Origin of the sequence: Amycolatopsis arida (assembly GCF_900115565.1) — a bacterium.
Lineage (GTDB): Bacteria > Actinomycetota > Actinomycetes > Mycobacteriales > Pseudonocardiaceae > Yuhushiella > Yuhushiella arida.
Map to the genome: position 1 here is coordinate 147674 of NZ_FOWW01000010.1, position 19603 is coordinate 167276.

The 19603-nt window shown below is 75.5% G+C and carries 22 protein-coding genes; 14 read left to right on the forward strand and 8 right to left on the reverse strand.

The features are described 5' to 3' along the window. Positions 1–46 precede the first annotated feature (46 nt). The gene (locus tag BM051_RS24155; protein WP_092534890.1) at positions 47–997 is read right to left on the reverse strand and encodes an LLM class F420-dependent oxidoreductase; all 951 of its coding nucleotides are present in this window, start codon (positions 995–997) and stop codon (positions 47–49) included. Continuing rightward, the gene (locus BM051_RS24160; protein WP_092534893.1) at positions 994–3078 is read right to left on the reverse strand and encodes a S9 family peptidase; all 2085 of its coding nucleotides are present in this window, start codon (positions 3076–3078) and stop codon (positions 994–996) included. The genes BM051_RS24155 and BM051_RS24160 overlap by 4 nt, the downstream gene beginning before the upstream one ends. A 240-nt stretch (positions 3079–3318) precedes the next feature. Between BM051_RS24160 and rocD the strand changes: the two genes are divergently transcribed. Continuing rightward, complete coding sequence (rocD, locus tag BM051_RS24165; protein WP_092534896.1) at positions 3319–4542, forward strand: ornithine--oxo-acid transaminase; 1224 nt, start codon at positions 3319–3321, stop codon at positions 4540–4542. 33 nt (positions 4543–4575) lie between these two features. On the opposite strand, the gene BM051_RS24170 is transcribed toward rocD, so the two are convergent. After that, a complete protein-coding gene (locus tag BM051_RS24170; protein ID WP_092534899.1) occupies positions 4576–5481 on the reverse strand; it encodes an NAD(P)/FAD-dependent oxidoreductase in 906 nt (301 codons plus the stop codon). A gap of 10 nt (positions 5482–5491) precedes the next feature. Next, on the reverse strand, positions 5492–7144 hold the full coding sequence (locus BM051_RS24175) for an ATP-binding cassette domain-containing protein (protein ID WP_092534902.1): 1653 nt from the start codon (positions 7142–7144) through the stop codon (positions 5492–5494). Between the two features lie 72 nt (positions 7145–7216). Between BM051_RS24175 and BM051_RS29235 the strand changes: the two genes are divergently transcribed. Beyond that, the gene (locus BM051_RS29235; RefSeq protein ID WP_166677827.1) at positions 7217–7858 is read left to right on the forward strand and encodes a phosphatase PAP2 family protein; all 642 of its coding nucleotides are present in this window, start codon (positions 7217–7219) and stop codon (positions 7856–7858) included. Here the strand turns inward: BM051_RS29235 and zapE are convergent. After that, the gene (zapE, locus tag BM051_RS24185) at positions 7797–8858 is read right to left on the reverse strand and encodes a cell division protein ZapE (protein ID WP_092534905.1); all 1062 of its coding nucleotides are present in this window, start codon (positions 8856–8858) and stop codon (positions 7797–7799) included. The two genes, BM051_RS29235 and zapE, sit on opposite strands and share 62 nt — an antisense overlap. 71 nt (positions 8859–8929) lie before the next feature. On the opposite strand from zapE, the gene BM051_RS24190 reads away from it, so the two are divergent. The 10 genes from BM051_RS24190 to BM051_RS24235 all read left to right on the forward strand — a co-directional run bounded on the left by BM051_RS24190 (position 8930) and on the right by BM051_RS24235 (position 13791). Beyond that, positions 8930–9736, forward strand: a complete 807-nt coding sequence (locus tag BM051_RS24190) for a pyrimidine reductase family protein (RefSeq protein ID WP_092534908.1) — start codon at positions 8930–8932, stop codon at positions 9734–9736. After that, entirely contained in the window at positions 9733–10350 is a 618-nt protein-coding gene (locus tag BM051_RS24195; RefSeq protein WP_092534911.1) for an RNA polymerase sigma factor, read from the forward strand. The genes BM051_RS24190 and BM051_RS24195 overlap by 4 nt, the downstream gene beginning before the upstream one ends. Next, positions 10347–10787: a hypothetical protein gene (locus BM051_RS24200; RefSeq protein ID WP_092534914.1), complete on the forward strand. Its 441-nt coding sequence runs from the start codon at positions 10347–10349 to the stop codon at positions 10785–10787. The genes BM051_RS24195 and BM051_RS24200 overlap by 4 nt, the downstream gene beginning before the upstream one ends. A gap of 131 nt (positions 10788–10918) precedes the next feature. Further along, a complete protein-coding gene (locus BM051_RS24205) occupies positions 10919–11398 on the forward strand; it encodes an Asp23/Gls24 family envelope stress response protein (protein ID WP_092534918.1) in 480 nt (159 codons plus the stop codon). A 23-nt stretch (positions 11399–11421) separates the two neighbouring features. Then, complete coding sequence (locus tag BM051_RS24210; protein WP_092535141.1) at positions 11422–11760, forward strand: hypothetical protein; 339 nt, start codon at positions 11422–11424, stop codon at positions 11758–11760. 2 nt (positions 11761–11762) lie between these two features. After that, positions 11763–12014, forward strand: a complete 252-nt coding sequence (locus BM051_RS24215; RefSeq protein ID WP_092534921.1) for a hypothetical protein — start codon at positions 11763–11765, stop codon at positions 12012–12014. Positions 12015–12102: 88 nt separating this feature from the next. After that, positions 12103–12279 (forward strand): hypothetical protein, encoded by a 177-nt coding sequence (locus BM051_RS24220; RefSeq protein WP_092534923.1) that lies wholly within the window; start codon positions 12103–12105, stop codon positions 12277–12279. After that, positions 12276–12641 (forward strand): Asp23/Gls24 family envelope stress response protein, encoded by a 366-nt coding sequence (locus tag BM051_RS24225; protein ID WP_092534926.1) that lies wholly within the window; start codon positions 12276–12278, stop codon positions 12639–12641. The genes BM051_RS24220 and BM051_RS24225 overlap by 4 nt, the downstream gene beginning before the upstream one ends. A gap of 20 nt (positions 12642–12661) precedes the next feature. Next, on the forward strand, positions 12662–13198 hold the full coding sequence (locus BM051_RS24230) for a DUF6286 domain-containing protein (RefSeq protein WP_092534929.1): 537 nt from the start codon (positions 12662–12664) through the stop codon (positions 13196–13198). Beyond that, positions 13195–13791, forward strand: a complete 597-nt coding sequence (locus BM051_RS24235; protein WP_092534932.1) for an alkaline shock response membrane anchor protein AmaP — start codon at positions 13195–13197, stop codon at positions 13789–13791. The genes BM051_RS24230 and BM051_RS24235 overlap by 4 nt, the downstream gene beginning before the upstream one ends. On the opposite strand, the gene BM051_RS24240 is transcribed toward BM051_RS24235, so the two are convergent. The 3 genes from BM051_RS24240 to BM051_RS24250 all read right to left on the reverse strand — a co-directional run bounded on the left by BM051_RS24240 (position 13717) and on the right by BM051_RS24250 (position 16691). Then, positions 13717–15102 carry an MFS transporter gene (locus BM051_RS24240; protein ID WP_092535144.1) on the reverse strand — a complete coding sequence of 462 codons (1386 nt, stop codon included), beginning with the start codon at positions 15100–15102 and terminating at the stop codon, positions 13717–13719. The two genes, BM051_RS24235 and BM051_RS24240, sit on opposite strands and share 75 nt — an antisense overlap. Continuing rightward, entirely contained in the window at positions 15099–16187 is a 1089-nt protein-coding gene (locus tag BM051_RS24245; protein ID WP_092534935.1) for a PLP-dependent cysteine synthase family protein, read from the reverse strand. The genes BM051_RS24240 and BM051_RS24245 overlap by 4 nt, the downstream gene beginning before the upstream one ends. Positions 16188–16265: 78 nt before the next feature. Then, on the reverse strand, positions 16266–16691 hold the full coding sequence (locus tag BM051_RS24250) for a hypothetical protein (RefSeq protein WP_134046350.1): 426 nt from the start codon (positions 16689–16691) through the stop codon (positions 16266–16268). Positions 16692–16778: 87 nt separating this feature from the next. On the opposite strand from BM051_RS24250, the gene BM051_RS24255 reads away from it, so the two are divergent. Both BM051_RS24255 and BM051_RS24260 read left to right on the forward strand, forming a co-directional pair. Further along, the gene (locus BM051_RS24255) at positions 16779–17858 is read left to right on the forward strand and encodes an ATP-dependent DNA ligase (RefSeq protein WP_092534941.1); all 1080 of its coding nucleotides are present in this window, start codon (positions 16779–16781) and stop codon (positions 17856–17858) included. 158 nt (positions 17859–18016) lie between these two features. After that, positions 18017–19555 carry an alpha/beta fold hydrolase gene (locus BM051_RS24260; RefSeq protein WP_092534944.1) on the forward strand — a complete coding sequence of 513 codons (1539 nt, stop codon included), beginning with the start codon at positions 18017–18019 and terminating at the stop codon, positions 19553–19555. The last annotated feature ends 48 nt before the right edge of the window (positions 19556–19603 follow it).

The following is a 19603-nucleotide window of genomic DNA, read 5'->3' on the forward strand; positions in this document are numbered from 1 at the left end:
TCACGACGGGACCAAGTCGCGCCACTCCACCTCCTCGCCCAGGCACTCACTGAGGGGCGAGGGCGCGGACCTGCTCCAGCGGGTCGTCGCCGGTGGGCAGCAGGGCGATCACCGGCGTGTCGAGGCCGTTGTCGACATAGGACTGGATCTTCGCGCGGCACTCGTCGGGGGTGCCGTGCACGACGAGGTCATCCACGACGGAGTCGGGGATCACCTCGTTCGCCCGCTGCCGGTCGCCGGCGGCCCACGCCTCGCGCATCGGCGCCAGCACCTCCCCGCGGCCGAGCCACTCGTGGAACGCCCGGTACACCGGCACCGTCAGGTAACCGCTGATCAACATCCGGCCGAGCGCCCGCGCCGCGTCGGCGTCGACGGTCGGGCACACGAACACCCGCGCCACCAGCTCGACCCCGGCACCGACCTCGGCCCGCACCGTCGGCACGTCCCCCGGCGCCAACCAGTTCGTGATCGCCCCGTCGGCCTCCCGCGCCGCCAGCCGCAACATGCCCGGCCGCAGCGCCGCCACCATGATCGGCGGCGCCGGCTCCGGCGGCCGCTCCAACCGGAACTTCCGCACCGAGAACGTCGGGTAGTCGGCGGTCACCTTCTCCCCCGCCAGCGCCGCCCGCAGGAATCGCAGCGTGTCCCGGGTTCGCGCGTAGGGCTCGGCGAACTCACCGGCGTTCCAGCCCTCCACGATCACCGGAGACGAGCTACCGATCCCCAGCACGAACCGCCCCGGCGCGCACTCGGCCAGCGTCGCCGCGCTCATCGCCAGCAACCCTGGCCCCCGCGTGTACACCGGCACGATCGCGGTGCCCAGGCGCAGCTCCGGCGCCCACTGCGCGGCCAGCAGCAGCGGCGCGAACGCGTCGGTGCCGGCCGTCTCAGCCGACCACGCGTCGGTGTAGCCGAGCTCGGGCAGCCGCTCCACCAGCTCGCGGTGCGCCGCCAGCGGCACCCCGGTCAGCGGAAGCGTGATTCCCCAGCGTGTCATCGAACCACCTCCAGTTCCCGCCGCAGCCACTCCACCTGCAGCCGCATCAGGTTCTCCGCGACCTCCTCGGCCTGCGGGGTCATGTGCGTGGCCCCGACCAGCGGCAGGAACGTGTGCGCCCGCCCTGCCGCCAGCAGCGCCGCGGACAGCCGCAGCGCGTGCGCGACGAACACGTTGTCGTCGGCCAGCCCGTGCACCAGCAGCAGCGGCCGGCGCAGCTCCGCGGCGTCGGCGAGCAGCGAGTTGCGCCGATACGCCTCCGGCTCGTCCCGCGGCCGGCCGAGGTACCGCTCGGTGTAGTGCGTGTCGTACAGCGACCAGTCGGTCACCGGTGCCCCGGCCACCGCGGCGGAGAACACGTCCGGCCGGCGCAGCACCGCCAGCGCCGCCAGGTAGCCGCCGTAGGACCAGCCGCGGATCGCCACCCGGGACAGGTCGAGCTCGGGCCGCTCGGCCGCCACCGCGTGCAGCGCGTCCACCTGGTCGGCGAGGGTGACCTCGGCCAGCCGGCCACCCGCGATCTCCTTCTCCCACGCCGGCCCCCGCCCCGGCGTGCCGCGCCCGTCGACCACCAACACCGCGAACCCCTGGTCGGCCAGCCACTGCGAGGTGAGGAACGCGTTGCGGCTGCGCAGCACCCGCTGGGCGTGCGGCCCGCCGTAGGGGTCCAGCAACACCGGCAGCGGCCCGTCCTCGGCCCGGTACCCGGTGGGCAACAGCAACGCGGCCCGGAGCCGGCGCTCCCCCACGGTGAGCCACGTGATGTTCGGCACCAGGCCGGGATCGACCGTGTCGGAGGCGACCTTCGCCACCGGCGCGCCGTCCCGCAACACCGACACCTCGAGTCCACTGTGCTCCATGCTCCACGACGACAGCACCGTCACCGCTGCCGTCCCGCCACCGATGTGCACGCCGTCCACATCGGACAACCGCTGCACCCCGTCGCCGGCCGTGCGGTAGACGTGGATCTGCGTCGGGTCGTCGGCAGAGGCGCTGAACAGCACCTCGCTGCCCACGTGCAGCACCGAGCGGACCTGCAGCCCCGGCTCGGTGACCGGTGTCCCGTCGACCACCAGCCGGTAGCCGCCGTCGGCCGCGCTGACCCACACCAGCCGGCCGTCGTCGGTCCACGCCGGCACGCCGGCCACGATCTCCACCCAGTCGGGGTCGGTCTCGGCGTGCAGCAGCGTCGTGCTGCCGTCGGTGGTGTCGACCGCGTGCACCTCCAGCCGGCGCTGGTCCCGCGGCTGCACCGCCAGCAGCGGCGGTCCACCGGCCGACCAGTGCACCGCGACCAGGTACTCCCAGTCGCCGCGGCGCACGTCCACCCGGCTGCCGTCGAGGCCGAGCAACGCCAGCGAGACGTCCACGTTGGCCTCCCCCGCGGCCGGGTAGGCCACCGTCTGCGGTGGTGTGCCCGGGTTCGCGGGGTCGGCGATGCTCCACTTCGGCACGCCCGCCCGGTCGCTCCGCTCGACCAGGAGCGTCCGGCCGTCCGGCGACCACCAGTACCCGCGGGTCCGGCCCATCTCCTCCGCGGCGACGAACTCGGCCAGCCCCCAGGCGATGTCGTCGCCCTCCTCGTCGACCAGCGCCCGGTTCGCCCCGGTGGCGAGGTCGAGGACGCGCAGCCGACGGTCCCGCACGTACGCGACGTGGGTGCCGGTCGGGGCGGGTCGCGGGTCGACCACCGCGCCGTCGACCCGGAGGGTGACCTCGCCGGCCGGCAGGTCGACCGTGTAGAGCGTGCCGGACACGGTGAACGCCGCCACGGTGTGCGCGTCGTCCACGGCGTAGCCGACCACTCCGCCGGAGGTCTCCCGGACCCGCTCCCGGCGGGCCCGCTCCTCGGGCGGCAACTCCTCCTCGCCGGGCAGCAGGGCGGCGGCGTCGACCACCTTCGTCTCGGCGCCGGTGCCGAGGTCGAGTGACCACAGGCTGTGCCGCCGGTCGTAACCCGACTCGGCCCGCAGGAACAGCAGCCGGGAGCCGTCCGGCGCGACCCGGAACTCCTTCGGCGCGCCCAGGGTGAACCGCTGGGTACGGGCCTGCTCACGGAGGAAGGACTGATCACTGGTCACGGGGGGCACGAAGGGCACTGTAGTCAGCACCGCGGCCAGCCGACCGGCCGGTATGGCAGTGCCCTACCCGATCCCGCCCGACGCCGCCGGGGCGCCCCGTCCACAGCGGAGTGACCCGGAACGCAGCCAGGCCCGTGGAGCAACGAATCGACGGCGATCCGGTTGAACAACGCAACGAACGCCGATCACAAGCAATGAGTGGTGGATGAACCTTCCACGGGGCGCCTCTAACCTGAACGCATGACGACGTTCGCCGACAGCACCACGACCGCCGAGGACCTCATCGCCCTGGACGAGCGGTGGAGCACGCACAACTACCACCCGCTCCCCGTGGTCATCGCCGAGGCCGAGGGCGCCTGGGTCACCGACGTCGCCGGCCGGCGCTACCTCGACTTCCTCGCCGGCTACTCCGCGCTGAACTTCGGGCACCGGCACCCCGCGCTGGTCGACGCCGCGGTCGCTCAGCTGGGTCGGGTCACGCTGACGTCCCGGGCGTTCCACCACGACCAGCTCGGCCACTTCTGCCGGGAGTTGGCCGAGCTCACCGGCACCGAGATGGTGCTGCCGATGAACTCCGGCGCCGAGGCCGTCGAGTCGGTGATCAAGGTCGCCCGCAAGTGGGCGCACCGGGTGAAGGGCGTTCCCGACGGCACCGCGGAGATCGTCGTCGCCGGGTCGAACTTCCACGGGCGCACCACGACCATCGTGTCGTTCTCCACCGACCAGACCGCGCGCGCGGACTTCGGCCCGTTCACCCCGGGCTTCCGCATCGTGGAGTACGGCGACGCGGCGGCGCTGGCCGCGGCGATCACCGAGCGCACCGCCGCGGTGCTGCTGGAGCCGATCCAGGGCGAGGCCGGCGTGCTCGTGCCGGCGGACGGCTACCTCGCGGAGGCGCGCCGGCTGTGCGACGAGGCGGGCGTGCTGCTGATCGCCGACGAGATCCAGTCCGGACTGGCCCGCACCGGCACCCTGTTCGCGCTCGACCACGAGCGGGTCCGGGCCGACCTCTACACGCTCGGCAAGGCGCTCGGCGGCGGGATCCTGCCGGTGTCCGCGGTCGTGGGGCGGGCCGACGTGCTCGGCGTGCTGCGCCCGGGGGAGCACGGGTCGACCTTCGGCGGCAACCCGCTGGCCTGCGCCGTGGGCCGGGCGGTGATCCGGCTGCTGGAGACCGGCGAGTTCCAGCAGCGTTCCTCCTCGCTGGGCGCGCACCTGCACGCGCGGCTGGCCGAGCTGGTCGGCCGCGGTGTGACGGCCGTGCGCGGGCGGGGCCTGTGGGCGGGCGTGGACATCGCCCCGGAGGGCCCCACCGGGCGGGCGGCGTCGCTGGCGCTGGCCGAGCGCGGCGTGCTGTGCAAGGAGACCCACGACCACACGCTGCGGATCGCGCCGCCGCTGGTCATCACGCAGGACGAGCTGGATCGGGGCGTCGACGCCCTCACCGAGGTCGTCCGCGGCTGAGCCACCCCGACAACGGCCGCCCCGGAAGGTGGCCTACGCGGCCAGCTCGGCGACCTCCTCGGCGCATCCCCACGACAGGGTGACGCCGGTGCCGCCGTGGCCGTAGCAGTGGACGACGTCGCCGGCGCGCTCCACGCGGACGTGCGGCCGGACCGGGCGCAGGCCGACCCGCGCGTCGAGGACCTCGGCGCCGGCGAGCTCCGGCACCAACGCCCGGCAGCGGCACAGGATGTCCTCGGTGATCCGGGGGTCCGGAGCGAGGTCGTCGTTGCCGGGTTCCTCGGTGCCGCCGCAGACCACGTGGTCGCCGTGCGGCAGGACGTAGCTGAAGTCGTCCTCGTCCACCACCCACTCGGTCAGGCCGGGATCGGTCAGGTGCACGACCTGGCCGCGGGCGGGCACCACCCGGGAGTCGGGGACGAGCTCGCGGGCCCCGAGCCCGGCCGCGTTGACCACGAGGTCGGCCGGTCCGGCGTCGGCCAACCGGCGCAGCCGCCGCCGCTCGGTCCGCACCCCGGCCGCGGCCACCGCGTCGGCCAGCCACGCCAGGTACCGCCCGGTGTGCACCAGGGGCGGGGTGAACGCCAGCGCGTCGGTCCACGGCCCGCCGGGGTCGGCGACCCGGCGCATCCCGCCCACGGCCTCGGCCCACGGCGGCACCGGCCGGGGGGCCCGGCGCAGCAGCCGGCCGGGCACCAGCCGGACGCCGGTGCCGGGCCGCTCGGCGAGGCGGCGGAACTCGGCGACGCTGGCGGCGGTCCACGCCGCGCAGCGGTCCGCCGGCTCGGCGTGCCGCGGGTACACCAGCCCACCGGCGACCACCGAGGTGGTGTCGGCGGGCAGGTCCGCGGTCACCACGTGCACCGCCGCACCGCGCTCCGCCAGCCGCAGCGCGCAGCTCAACCCGATGACCCCGGCTCCGACGACCGCGACGCGCATGGCCGCGACCCTAGTGGGAGCCCTCCGGTGTCGCGGCCCACACCGGCTCCCCCACCTCGGTGACCCTGCCGTCGGCGGAGAACCACAGGTAACGGTCGAACGACCGGGCGAACCAGCGGTCGTGGGTGACCGCGACGACCGTGCCGGTGAACTCCTCCAAGGCCGCCTGCAGCGCCTCGGCGGACACCAGGTCGAGGTTGTCGGTCGGCTCGTCGAGCAGCAGCAGGGTGGCCCCGGACAACTCGAGCAGCAGCACCTGGAACCGGGCCTGCTGACCACCGGAGAGCGTGGCGAACGACCGGTCCCCCGCCGCGGCGAGGCCATACCGGGAGAGCGCCGCGCTGGCCGCCGCGCGGTCCAGCCCGGCGCGGGTGCCCTCCCCGCGGCCGAGCACGTCGAGCAGCGTGCGGCCGAGCCACTCCGGGTGCTCGTGGGTCTGCGCGAACAGGCCGGGCACCACCCGCGAGCCGAGCCGGCACTCCCCGGTGTGCGCCACCTCCCGGTCGCCGCCCAGCAGCCGCAGGAAGTGGCTCTTGCCCGAGCCGTTGGGGCCGAGCACGCACACCCGGTCGCCGAAGAACACCTCGAGGTCGAACGGGCCGGCGCCGCGTCCTCCACCACTCGAACTCCGGTCCATCAGGTCGGTCAGCTCGAGCCGAAGGCAGGTGATCGCGCGTACCGCGGTCCGCCCGCCGCGCAGCCGGGGCCGGACCCGTTGCTCCCTCGGCGGCAGCGGCGGCGCGCCGGCCTCCTCGAACTTGCGCAGCCGGGTTTGCGCGGCGCGGTACCGCGACGCCATGTCGTCGCTGGTCGTCGCGGCCTGGCGCAGCGAGCGGACCAGCTCCTTCAGCTGCTGGTGCTTGTCGTCCCAGCGGCGGCGCAGCTCGGCCATCCGCTCGGCCCTGGCCCGCCGCGCCGCGTGCCACCCGGCGAACCCACCGCCGTGCACCCACGCGGTGCCGCCCTCGAGGGTGACGATCCGGGTGGCCGCCGCGGCGAGCAGCTCCCGGTCGTGACTGACCAGCAGCACCGCCTTGCCCGTCTCCGCCAGCCGGGCCTCCAGCCACCGCTTGCCGGGGACGTCGAGGTAGTTGTCCGGCTCGTCGAGCAGCAGCACCTGCTCGGGGCCGCGCAGCAACGCCTCCAGCACCAGCCGTTTCTGCTCCCCACCGGACAGGGTGCGCACCTCGCGGAACCGGGCCCGGTCGAAGGGGATGCCGAGCGCGGCGACGGTCACCGTGTCCCAGGTGACCTCGGCGGTGTAGCCGCCGGCGTCGCCCCACCCGGCCAGCGCCGTGGCGTAACGCAGCTGGGTGAGCTCGTCGTCGCGCTCCATCAGGGCCAGCTCGGCGGCGTCGAGCTCGGCCGCCGCGGCCCGCAGGGCCGGCGAGGCCACCTCCAGCACCAGGTCGCGCACCGTGCGCTCGTCCCGGACGGCGCCGATGAACTGGGGCATCACCGCCAGCCCGCCCTGCACCCGGACGTGCCCGGCGGAGGGCCGCAGCTCCCCGGCGGCGATCCGCAGCACCGTCGTCTTGCCCGCGCCGTTGTCCCCGATCAGCGCGACCACGTCGCCCGCGCCGACGCGGAACGCCACGTCGGCGAACAGCTGCCGCCCGTCGGGCAGGCGGTGGGCCAGCCCGGTGGCCTCCAGAAACCCCATGCCCCACATGGTGGTCGGCCCGCCGGCGGGACGCGACCGAATAACCGATCACCGCCCACGTACGCTCGGCGCGTGGCCCGACCTCCCGCCCGCACGCTCGCGACCGCGGCGGGGGCGATCGGGGCGGCGTCGCTGACGCTGCTGCTGGGGCTGTGGCACGCGGGCGAGGGCGTGCCGGGGCCGGTGGACGGCGCGGTGGAGCGCGCGGTCGACGCCGCGTTCGCCGGGCGGCTGCCGCTGCTGAGGCTGCTGGTGGTGCCCACCGAGCCGCCGGTGCTGCTGGTCGCCGTCGCCGCGATCGTGCTGCTCTGCGCCCTGGACCGGTGGTGGTCCGGCGCGGCGCTGGCGCTGGCCGGCCCGGCGCTGGCGGTGGCGGCGAACACCTGGGTGCTCAAGCCGGCGTTCGGCCGTCACTATGCCGACCACCTCGCCTACCCGAGCGGGCACACGGTCGCGCTGGTGTCCGTGCTGACCGTGCTCGCGGTGCTCGCCCGGCCCGGCCGGGCCCGCCGCGCGGTGGTCGGCGCCGGGGTCGTGCTCACCGTGGCCGCGGGTGGCGGCATGGTCGGCCTGCACTACCACTACGCCACCGACGTGCTCGGTGGCGCGGCCTTCGCGGTCGCCGTGGTCCTGGGGCTCGCCCTGCTCGGCCTCAGCCGGCCGCCCGCGGCGCGGGGTCCGAGCCCGCCACGGCGTCCCGGGCCAGCGCGGTGAGCCGGGACAGCGCGCGCAGGTACTTCTTGCGGTAGCCGCCGCGCAGCATCTCCGCGTCGAACAGCGCGGACAACGGCTGGCCGGACACCACCACCGGTACCGCGCGGTCGTAGAGCCGGTCGGCGAGCGCCACCAGCCGCAACGCCACCGACTGGTCCGGCGTCGGGCGCACCCCGGCGAGGTGCACCCGCGTCACCCCGTCCAGCAGCCGCCCGTACGCCGAGGGGTGCAGCCGGGACAGGTGCGCGCACAGCGCGGTGAAGTCGTCCAGGCTCGCCCCAGGATGCGCCTCCGCCGACGCCCGCAGCGCGGCGTCGGACACCGGCTCGGGCGCCTCGGGCAGGCCGCGGTGCCGGTAGTCGGGGCCGTCCACCCGCACCACGGTGAACCGGGCGGCCAGTGACTGGATCTCGCGCAGGAAGTCGTCGGCGGCGAACCGGCCCTCACCGAGCTTGTCCGGCAGGGTGTTCGACGTGGCCGCGACGAACACGCCGGCCTCGGTGAGCTCGCGCAGCAGCCGGGTCACCAGCATCGTGTCGCCCGGGTCGTCCAGCTCGAACTCGTCGATGGCCAGCAACCGGTGGGCGGACAGCCGGCGCACCGCCTCGGCGAAGCCCAGCACGCCGACCAGGTGGGTGAGCTCGACGAACGTGCCGTAGGCCTTGGGCGCGGGCACCTCGTGCCACAGCGACGCGAGCAGGTGGGTCTTGCCCACGCCGAACCCGCCGTCGAAGTAGAGCCCCGGCCGTTGCGGCAACGCCGAGCCGCCTCGCCGGCCGAACAGGCCCCGCCAGCCGACGCGCCGGGCACCGCGCCCCTCCCGCACCCGCTCGGCGAACGCCGCACCCGCGCGCACCGCCTCGGCCTGGCTCGGCTCGGCCGGGTCGGGCACGTAGGTGGCGAACCGGACGGCGTCGAACCGGGGCGGTGGCACCAGCGCGGCGACCAGCTCGTCCGGCCCGACCTCGGGGCGGCGATCGGTCAGCTGGACAGCGGGCATGCCGGCCAGCCTAGTTCCCGGCCGCCCGCCTTCCGGCCGGCCGCCCACCGAGGGAGACGTGGCCCACCCGAATGGCTCACGCCCGCCTGCCGTGTTGGGATGAGGGCGTGCAGATCTTGTGGCCGACTCCCAGAGACGGCGGCGCGCCCACCGCGCTCACCGCGCTCACCGACGCCGATCTGGACCGCCTCTACGGATACCCGGAGCACCTCGACCGACCGTGGGTGCAGGCCAACTTCGTGGCCTCGGCCGACGGGGCGGTCACCCTCGACGGCAGATCCGAGGGGCTGTCCCACCCCGCGGACAAGCGAATCTTCCTGCACGGCCGGGACCTTGCCGACGTGGTACTGGTGGGGGCCGGCACGGTCGAGGCGGAGGGCTACCGGGGCGCGCGGCCCCGGCCCCGCCGGCGGGAGCTGGGCCGGCCCGAGGTGCCGCCGATCGCGGTGGTGAGCGGGCGCTGCACCGTCCGGCCGGATGCCCCGGTGGTGACCGACACCCGGGTGCCGCCGATCGTGTTCACCACGGAGGCGGCGCCGATCGAGCGGCGCAAGGCGCTGGCCGCGGCCGGCGCGGAGGTCGTGGTGACCGGGGAACGCGCGGTCGACCTTCGCGCGATGCTCGACGAGCTGGGCGGGCGCGGGCTGTACCGGGTGGACTGCGAGGGCGGGCCGCACCTGTTCGCCGGCCTGCTCGCCGAGGACCTGGTCGACCAGCTCTGCCTCACCGTCGCGCCGCTGGCCGCCGGCGCCGGGGCCGGCCGGATCGTCGAGGGCCTGCCGTCGCCGGAGGCCCGCGCGCTGCGGCTGGCGTCGGTCCTGCACGAGGACGGGTTCCTGATGCTCCGCTACCGCAGGGATCCCGGCGGGTCCGGATGACCGGCGAGGCGATCGCCGGCGCCGGTGACGCCCGGCCGGCCGACGCCGACCAGGCGTTGCTCGCCCGCGCCGCCGCGGGCGACCCGGCGGCGTTCGACCGGCTGGTGCGCCGGCACACCCCGCGGATGTACCGGGTGGCGCTGCGGATCACCGGCGCCGCCACCGAGGCCGAGGACGTCGTGCAGGACGCCTGGATCGCGGCGTGGCGCGCGCTGCCCGGGTTCCGCAGCGAGTCGGCGGTGTCCACCTGGCTGTTCCGGGTGGTGACCAACACGGCGCTGGGGCACGTGCGGCGGCGCCGGCCGACGGTGTCGCTGGACGCGGCGCTCACCCCCGAGGAGGACCAGGGCCGGCCGCTGCTCGACGCCGGGGTGCTGGCCGACTCTCGGGGCAACCCCGAGGGCCAGGTGGTGCGAACGGAGCAGGTGACCGCGGTCCTGCGGGCGATCGCGGAGCTCGACGTGTCCCAGCGGGTCCCGCTCGTGCTCAGGGAGCTGGAAGGGCTCAGCTACGAGGAGGTCGCCGAAGTGCTGGAGGTCAGCGTTCCGGCCTTGCGTTCCCGGCTGCACCGCGCCAGGGTGGCGTTGCTGGCGAAACTGAGGGAGCTGCGATGAGCACCGGCGCGGGCCCGGATCCCCGGGACGACCCGCGATGGGAGCTCGTCCGGGCGGCCGCGCGGGTGCCGGTGCCGACCCCGCCGGGCCTCATCGCCAGGGTGCTGCGGTCGGTGCACGGGGTACGCGGCCGGATGACCGCGGTCCCGCTGCGGATCCCGCAGGACGGCGGGTTGCTGACGGTCAGCGAGCGCGCGGTGGTGCTGCTGGCCCGCCGGCTCGGCGCGGAGCTCGGCAGGGCGCTCGGCGGGGTGCACGTGTCGGCGGTGGCGATGGAGCAGGGTGTCCTGGAGGTGCTGTTGACGGTCCGCTACGGGGTGGCCGCGGGCGAGGCGGCCGAGCGGTTGCGGGTGCGGCTGCACGAGGCGCTGGCGGCGCAACTCGGGGGTGCGGCCCCGCCGGTCAACGTGCACATCGCGGACGTGCACCCCACGTGACCCTCCCCCGAATTAGCCCATTCAGGCGACTTTGCGGCAGACGGAGGCGCGAGGCGACATCGTAGGAGTGGTCGGGAACGAGGCGGTACCGCGGTGCACGGACTCCGCGGTCGGGACGAAGGAGCGCGGCAATGGCCCAGAGCGGCACGAGCAAGGCGGACAGCGAGACGACCAAGGCCCCAGCGACCACGAGCGCCGGCGCGCCGGTGCTGAACGAGGACGAGTCCACCGGCAAGACCACCATCGCCTCGTCCGTGGTGCAGAAGGTGGCCGGGATGGCCGCCAGGGAGGTGTCCGGGGTGCACGAGCTCGGCGGCGGGGTGTCCCGCGCCTTCGGCGCGCTCCGGGAGCGGATTCCCGGGTCGGGGACCGCGGCCACCGCGGGCGTCGCGGTCGAGGTGGGTGAGAAGCAGGCGGCGGTGGACCTCGACCTGGTGGTGGAATACGGGGCCCGGATCGTCGACGTCGCGAAGGCGGTGCGGCGCAACGTGATCACGACGCTGGAGCAGATCACCGGGCTCGAGGTGATCGAGGTCAACATCGCGGTGAACGACATCCACCTGCCCGACCAGGACGGCGAGGAGTCGGACACGTCGCCCCGGGTGGAGTGAGCGGCATCGGCGAGGAGCGAAGGATGGCGACACGAGGCGCGGGCACGGACGAGGGCCCTGCCGAGGACCCGGCGGAGACCATCGCGCGGGAGGTGCTGGCCCACCCGGCGGTGGTCCGGTTGGACGGCGGGCCGCTCGGCGTCGTGGCCACCCACCTGCCGGGCCGCAGGGTGACCGGGGTGCGGGTGCCCGACGACGGCGCTCCGGTGGAGGTCGGCGTCGTGCTGCGGCTGGGTGAGCCACTGCCGGAGCTGACCGAGCAGGTGCGCCACCGGGTGCGTGGCGTGGTCGGCACCGTGCCGGTGGACATCGTGGTGAGCGACGTGGTCGAGCCGGAGCCCGCGACCGGCGGAGAGCGCTGAGCATGCGCGGACCCGAGGAGAGGGCCGCCTTCCGCGAGTTCGTCCGCCGGCACCATCCCGACGTGGGCGGCGACCCGGAGGAGTTCGTCGCGGGGCTGACCCGGTTCCGCCGCGACTCGGCGGCTCCACAGTCCGACGTGGACAGATACGACGCGCCGGTGTCGTTCGTCCAGCGCGCCGGTGGGGTGGCCGGCATGGTCGAGGTGGTGCGGCGCTGGCGCCGGCGCCGGCGCGAACCACCCCGGGTCCGCTGACCTCCGATCGTCGCCCGCGTCGCCACCCAACTCGTTGCCCAGCTCGTTGCCCAGTAAGGCCCACCAAGGCCCAGTAAGGGAGTGACGGATGAACGCCACGCAGACCGGGATCATCGCCGGCCTCGTCCTCGGCCTCGCCGCCGCGCAGAGCTTCACCACGTTTCTGGTCACGCTGGCGGTCGGGGTGATCGGCCTCGTGGTGGGTCGGGTCATCGACGGCCGGCTCGACCTCGGTGACCTGTTCGGGCGAGGCCGGGACCGGTGACCGAGCCGCCGCCGCTGCCCGACCCCGGCGAACGGGGCACGCTCACCGTCGACCACACCGTGGTGCGCAAGGTGGCCCGGCGCGCGGCCGACCGGGTGGACGGCACGGCGCGCGTCGAGCGGCGGATCGCCGGCATCGGGGTGGGGGAGCACCGGGCCGGCGTCACGATCTCCGAGCACGGCAATGACGTCGACCTGGCGCTGGACCTCGCGCTGCGCTACCCGGCGCCGGTGCGCGAGGTGGCCGCCGCGGTGCGCGCGGCGGTGACGGCGGAAGTGGGGCGGATCACCGGTTACCGCGTCCGGGGTGTGGCGATCACGGTGTCCACGCTGCGGCCGGATGTCGCGTCCCACGTGGTGTGAGGCCGAGAACAGGAGGAACTGTGCGCGTCTTCGTCCGTTTCCTGTCGGCACTGCTCGCGCTGGCCGTCGTCGCGGCGGGTGGTTTCACCGTGCTCGAGGTCGGCTGGCACTGGTGGCGGCCGGCGCAGGCGCCACTGGTGGTGCCGTGGCCGCGGTGGTTGGCGCGGCTGGGCGAGGTCGGCTGGGACGCCACCCAGGTGCGGGTGCTGGCCGGCGCGGCCGTCGCGGCCGGGCTGGCGCTGATCCTGGTCGCGGCCACCGCGCGGCGCAGGCTGATCCGGTTGCACGACCCGGCGCCGGGGATCGCGGTCACCATGTCACCGCGGTCGCTGGCCCGGTTGGTCGGGCACCGGGTGCGGGAACAGGCCACAGTGGACTCGGCGACGGTGGTCGCCAGCGCGGGCCGGGTTCGGGTGCGCGCGGCGAGCCGGTCCGTCACGGAGGAGGAGCTGCGGCCGCGGCTGACGTCGCTCGTGGCGGAGCTGGTGACCGACCTGCCGCTGGCCCGCCGGCCGGCGGTGTCGGTGGTCGTCGACTCACCGAAGGACCGCCGGTGACCCGCGAGCCCGCGGGCGGCTTCCGGTCCGCCGCCACGGAGCGGGTGCTGACCCTGCTCACCGGGGTGGTCCTGGTGGTGCTCGGCGGGCTGGTGCTGCTGGTGAGCTTCGGGGTGCTCGGGACCTACCGCGCGACACGGCCGGTGCTGGACCCGATCGCCGTGGACTGGGTGGGCCGCCAGCCGCCGACCCTGGTGCGGGTGGTGGTGCTCGTCCTCGCGGTGGCGCTGGTCGGGTTCGGGCTGTGGTGGCTGGTGCGGTCGCTGCGGCCGCAGCCCCGGCCGGACGTCACGCTGGACGACGCGCCCGGGCACGAGCTGACCGTCACCGCCGCCGCGCTGACCACCGCCGTGCGGGCCGACGCGGAGGCGGTGACCGGGGTGCGCCGGGCGCGGGTCCGTACGGTCGGCGCCGCGGGGCGGCCGGCGTTGCGGCTCACGCTGTGGCTGGCCCCGGGCACCGACCTGCGGCAGGTGTGGGCCGAGCTGGACGGCCGGGTGCTGGCCAGGGCGCGGGAGTCACTCGGCCTGGAGACCCTGCCGGCCACCATCCACCTCGAGCTCGACGCCGGCGAGCGTCCCCGCGTCCACTGAGTCTGAGCCCGCGGGTCGCCCGCTCGACGACCGCGCCGCGGCCGTACCCCGCACGCCGGCCAGGGCCGGTTCCGGCGCGGGGGCCAGCCGCCCTGAGCGGCTCAGCAGGTGCACGCCCGCGGCGCACAGCACGCCGACCCCGGCCAGCACGACCCACGGCGCCCACGGCACCCCGCCGGCGCGGGCCAGGTCCAGCGCCGCGCCGGTGCCGAGGTTGCCCACCGCGATGCCGACCCCGCAGATGGTGTTGTAGAGCCCGTAGTGCGTGGCGACCATCCGGTTGCCGGCCAGCGAGACGATCGTGTCCATCTCGAACGGGAACACCACCACGACCCCCAGGCCGAGCGCCGCGGCCGCCACCAGCAGCGGCACGAACACCGGCCACCCGCCGCCGGCCTCGCCCGCGGTGAGCGCCGGCGGCAGGAACGCCGCCCCCATCAGCAGCAGCCCCACGGCGAGGCACCGGCCGGGGCGCCACCGCGACCGGCACCACCCGGTGATCCGCAGCTGCCCGGCGATGGCGAGCACGCCGGACACCGCGAACAGCCCGCCGACCACGGCCGTGCCCACCACCTCGCTGCCGGCCAGCCGCCGCGCCTCCAGCGGCAGCGCCAGGTACATCTGGAACGACAGCACGTACGAGCCGATCATCGTCAGCGCGAACGCCAGGAACCGCCGGTTGGTGAGCACCACCCGCACGCCGTCGCGCACCCGCCCGCCGCGCTCGCCGTCCCCGGCCCGCCGGCCGGGCAGCGCGCGCACCTGCAACACGGTCAGCACCGCGAACACCACCGCGGCCACCAGGCAGGTGAGCCGGAACGTCACCCCGGTCAGCACCAGCCCGACCAGCGGCCCGAGCAGGATTCCGGCCTGGTAGAACACGTTGAACAGCGCGAACGCCTCGACCCGCCGCTCCCCCGCGTCGGCCGCGACGTAGGCCCGCACCGCGGGGTTGAACAGCGCGCCGGCGAACCCCGTGGCGGCCGCCGCGACGAGCAGCGCCGGCACGTTGTCGACCAGCCCGAGCAGCGCGAACCCGACCGTGCGCAGCGCGCACCCCGCCACGATCAGCGGCTTGTAGCCGAACCGGTCGGCGAGCAGGCCACCGGTCAGGAACATCCCCTGCTGCGCGAAGTTGCGCACCCCGAGCACGAGGCCGACCAGCCACCCGGCCAACCCGATCTCCAGCGACAGGTGCGCGGCCAGGTACGGCATCAACATGTAGAAGCCGACGTTGATGGAGAACTGGTTGACCGCCAGCAACCGCACCGGCCGGTCGAACGAGCGGAACTGGCGCAGCACCCCGGTCACCGGCCCTCCCTCGGCGCACCCGGAACCGGATCGAGCACCGTGGCGCACCGGGTCCACCGGCGCACCTCTCGCTCGTCCGGCCGGTCGATCGTGTCCGGCTCGGCCGCGGGTCCCGCCCCGAGCAACCCGTGCTCGGCGCAGAACCGGTCGTTGTAGACGGTGTCGAAGTACCGCTGCGGCCCGTCCGGGAAGATCGCCGCGATGCGGGTGTCCGCCAGCGAGGTCCGCGCCACCCAGCCGGCCACCAGCGCCACCGCCCCGACGCTCCACCCGCCCGACGCGTACCGGGACGCGGCCAGCCGGCGGCACGCCCACACCGCCTCGGCCGGGGCCACCCAGTGCGCCTCGGAGAACGCGCCGTAGTCGACGTTGCGCGGGTAGATGCTCGACCCGAGGCCGCGCATCAGCCGGGTGCGGGCCGGCTGGCCGAAGATCGTCGAACCGATGGTGTCCACACCGACCAGCCGCAGCTGCGGGCAGGACCGGCGCAGCGCCCGGCTCACCCCGGCCGAGTGGCCGCCGGTGCCGACCGAGCACACCAGCACGTCGACCCGGCCGAGCTGGCGCAGCAGCTCCTCGGCGAGCGGCGCGTACGCGGCCACGTTGTCCGGGTTGTGGTACTGGTCCGGACAGAACGCCCCGGGGTGCGCGGCGAGCAGCGCGGCCACCCGCCGCCGGCGTGCCTCCTGCCAGCCGCCCTCCGGGTGCGGCCGGTCGACGATCTCCACCCGGGTGCCGTACGCGGTGAGCAGGCGGTGCACGATCGGCTCCATCCCGGGATCGCCGACCAGCGTCACCGGGTGGCCGTGCACGATGCCGGCCAGCGCCAGGCCGAGGCCGAGCGTGCCACTGGTCGACTCGACGATCATGCCGCCGGGAGCGAGGTCGCCGCGCTCCCTGGCGCGGCGGACCATGTGCAGGGCCGGACGGTCCTTCATGCCGCCGGGGTTGTGCCCTTCGAGCTTGGCCCAGAAGCCCCTGCCATCGGTGGTGAACGGGGTGTCGATCCACACGACCGGGGTGTCGCCGACCGCGGGAGCGGGCGGCCGGTTCGGCGCGGTGCGCACGATGTCGGACGAGAGCATGACGAGACCTCACGGAAGAGAAGGGGGACGGCGAGCGGGTCGGCACCGGCCGCGACGAATCGGCGGCCGGCGGCCCGATCAGCGCCGCAGCACGCAGAGGGTGGTGAGGACGTCTCGCCCGCGCACCGGTCGTCTCGGCGCGGGACGCGCGCCACGCAGGAGCCGGGCAAAGGGGAGCAGCGCGAGTGGCGCCACGGCGATGACGCCGCCGGTGCCGGGCGCCGGGTGGTCGGCGTGGTCGGCGGACCTGGGCAGCGCCAGGCACCGGGGATGGCCCGCGTGCGGCACCGGCGCCGGGGCCTGGTGACCGGGCGCGCAGTCGTCGGTCACGACGCCGTGGTCCGTGAGGGTGGAGGTGACGCCGGTGTGGCTCCCCAGGTCGTGATCGGCCGCGGAGTGCCCGGCGGGTTCGGCGGCGGGCAGCAGGTGGCAGACGAGGTAGACGGCGAGCACGACGAGCGCGCCCACCCGTCCCGCCCGTCCCGTCACCGCCCTGGCACCCACGGCGACCAAACGTACCCGAGGAGTGGCGGGCGCCGCAGCCGGCCTCACCCGAGTCGCCGATGTCGGGCGAGTGAGGACAATGGCGCCATGCCGCTGCCGCTCACCCCGCCGGTGACCCCGATGCTCGCCAAGGCGGGAACGACCATTCCGGAATCCGTGGGGCTGCTGTTCGAGCCCAAATGGGACGGTTTCCGCTGCCTGGTGTTCCGCGACGGGGCCGAGCTCACCCTGCAGTCCCGCGCGGGCAAGCCACTCAACCGGTACTTCCCGGAAGCGGTGGACCGGCTCGCCCGCGCCCTGCCCGAGCGGGTGGTGCTGGACGGCGAGTTGGTGGTGGCCCGCGACGGCCGGCTGGACTTCGACGCGCTGACCGAGCGGATCCACCCCGCGCAGAGCCGGATCCGACTGTTCGCCGAGCGGACCCCCGCCGAGTTCGTCGCGTTCGACCTGCTCGCGCTCGGCACGGAGGACTGGACGGAACGGGACACCGGGCGGCGGCGGGACCGCCTGGTCGAGGTGGTCGACGGGGCGGTGCCCATCACCCCGGCCACCACCGACCCGGCCACCGCGCGGCACTGGTTCACCCTCTTCGAGGGCGCCGGGCTGGACGGGGTGATCGGCAAGCCGCTGGACGCGCCCTACCAGCCGGGCAAGCGGGTGATGGTCAAGTACAAGCACTCCCGCACGGCCGACTGCGTGCTGGCCGGCCTGCGCTGGCACGCCGACGGCGCGCCCGGCGAGGCCGTGGGGTCCTTCCTGCTCGGCCTGTACGACGCCGCCGGGGTGCTGCACCACGTGGGAGTGGTCGGCTCGTTCCCCGCGGCCCGCCGGTGCGAGCTGGCCACCGAGCTCGCGCCGCTGATCGTCCACGAAGGACGGCATCCGTGGCTCGGCGCCGACGTAGTGCCCGAGCAGCGGCTGCCCGGCGGGGTGAACCGCTGGCGCAGCGCCGAGCAGCCGTGGGTGCCGCTACGACCCGAACGGGTCGTCGAGGTCGCCTACGAGCACACCGAGGGCGGTCACCCGGCGCGGTTCCGGCACAACCCGCGGTTCGTCCGCTGGCGGCCCGACCGGGAGCCGGAGTCGTGCGGCTACGACCAGCTCGAGGAGCCGGTCCGGTACGACCTCGACGCGGTGTTCCGCGGCGAGGTGCGACGCACCCGGTAGCGGCCCCGCGAACACCCTCTCCTCGCTTGCGCTCGTCGACGGCGTTCGCCCAGGCTGCTGTGTTGAATGGTTCGCTCCGCAAGCTCCGCTCACCCCGCGCTCACAGCCGGCGTGCCAAGGTCGTCGCGGGACATCACCGAGAAAGTGAGGATCACTCCGTGCGCCGTGGCCTGGCCCTCGCCGCCGCACTGGCCGTGCTGCTGGGCGGCTGCACCGCCGGCCCCTCGACCCGGCCACCGGTGGTGGAGAACGACGGGGCACAGCCACCGCGGCAGCCCACGACCAGCCGCCCGGTGCCGCTGCCCCCGCTCACCGAGCCGGGCACCTCGGCGGTCCGCTGGGGCACCTGCGGCGGTGACGCCGTGGCCAGACTCGGCGACGACCGGCCGCCACCGGACGTGCCGCTGACGTGCGCCCGGCTCACCACCGCCCTCGACGCGCCCGACCTACCCGGCCGCGGGATCATCCGGCTCGCCGTGCTCAAGGCCGGTAACGGGCCGGTGCCGCTCGTGGTGGTCAACGACGTCGACGGGGTGCCCGGGACCCGCTACGCCGCCCGGCTGGCCGCGCGCCTGCCACCGGAGCTGCTCGAGAGGCTCTCGCTGATCGGCGTGGACCGGCGGGGCACGGGCGGGTCGGACCCGATCAGCTGCGTCGACGCCGAGGTGCGCGAGCAGCTGCTCGGCCACGACCCGGCCGCGCGGACCGTGGAGCCGCTGCTGGAAGCCGCGCGCCGCGCCGGGCAGCAGTGCACGATCAGCCTGGAGAACGCGCAGACCACGTTCGACAGCTGGCGCACCGCCGGCGACCTGGAGGAGCTGCGCGACCAGCTGGGCGTCGACCACCTGCACGCGCTCGGGCACGGGGAGGGGTCGCGGGTGCTCACCGCCTACGCGAACCGGTACCCCGAGCGGGTCGGCCGGTTCGTGCTCGACGGCGTGCCCGACCCGGCGCCGGACTCGGCCGAGGTGCTCGACGGGGTGGCCGCCGGGGTGACCGCCACCCTCGACGCGTTCGGCACCGACTGCGCCGCTCGAGGCTGCCCGCTCGGCGCCGACGCCGCCGGTGCGGTATCGGCGCTGGTCCAACGGTTGCGCGCGGCGCCGCTGAGCACGCCCACCGGGGCGCGGATGGGCCCTGCGCTGGCGCTCTACGCCGTGTGGAACGGGCTGCGGCAGCGGGAGCGGTGGCCGGAGCTGGCCGATGCGGTGGCGGCCGCCCGCGGCGGGGACGTGGCGGCGCTGGCGGAGTTCGCCGAGCCGCTGCTGGCGGAGGCCACCACCGGGGCACCGCGGCTGGACGCGGCGCTGGCGACGCTGTGCAACGACACGGCCGACCGGCTGCCGGCGGACCGGATCGACACGGTCGCCGGCACGCTGCGGCAGCAGTACCCACTGTTCGGCGCGCTGGTGGCGCAGCGACTGGCGTGGTGCGGGCCGTGGCCGGTGCGCCGCGAGCCGCCGCCGGAGCCGGCGACGCGCGGGGTGCCGCCGATCCTGATCGCCAGCACCGCGGCCGACCCGGTCACCCCGGAGGCGGGGACGGCCCGCGCCGCCGAGCGGATGCCCACCGCCGTGCGGGTGGCCTGGCAGGGCGCGGGCCACGGCGCGCTCGGCTCACCCTGCGTCGTCACCGCGGTGCGGGGGTTCCTGCTCGACGGCACGGTGCCGCGCGACGGCACCCTCTGCCCGGCCTGAGCGTGGCTCACGGCGCGATGTGGTGCCGATCGCGTGTCCGCCGGCTGT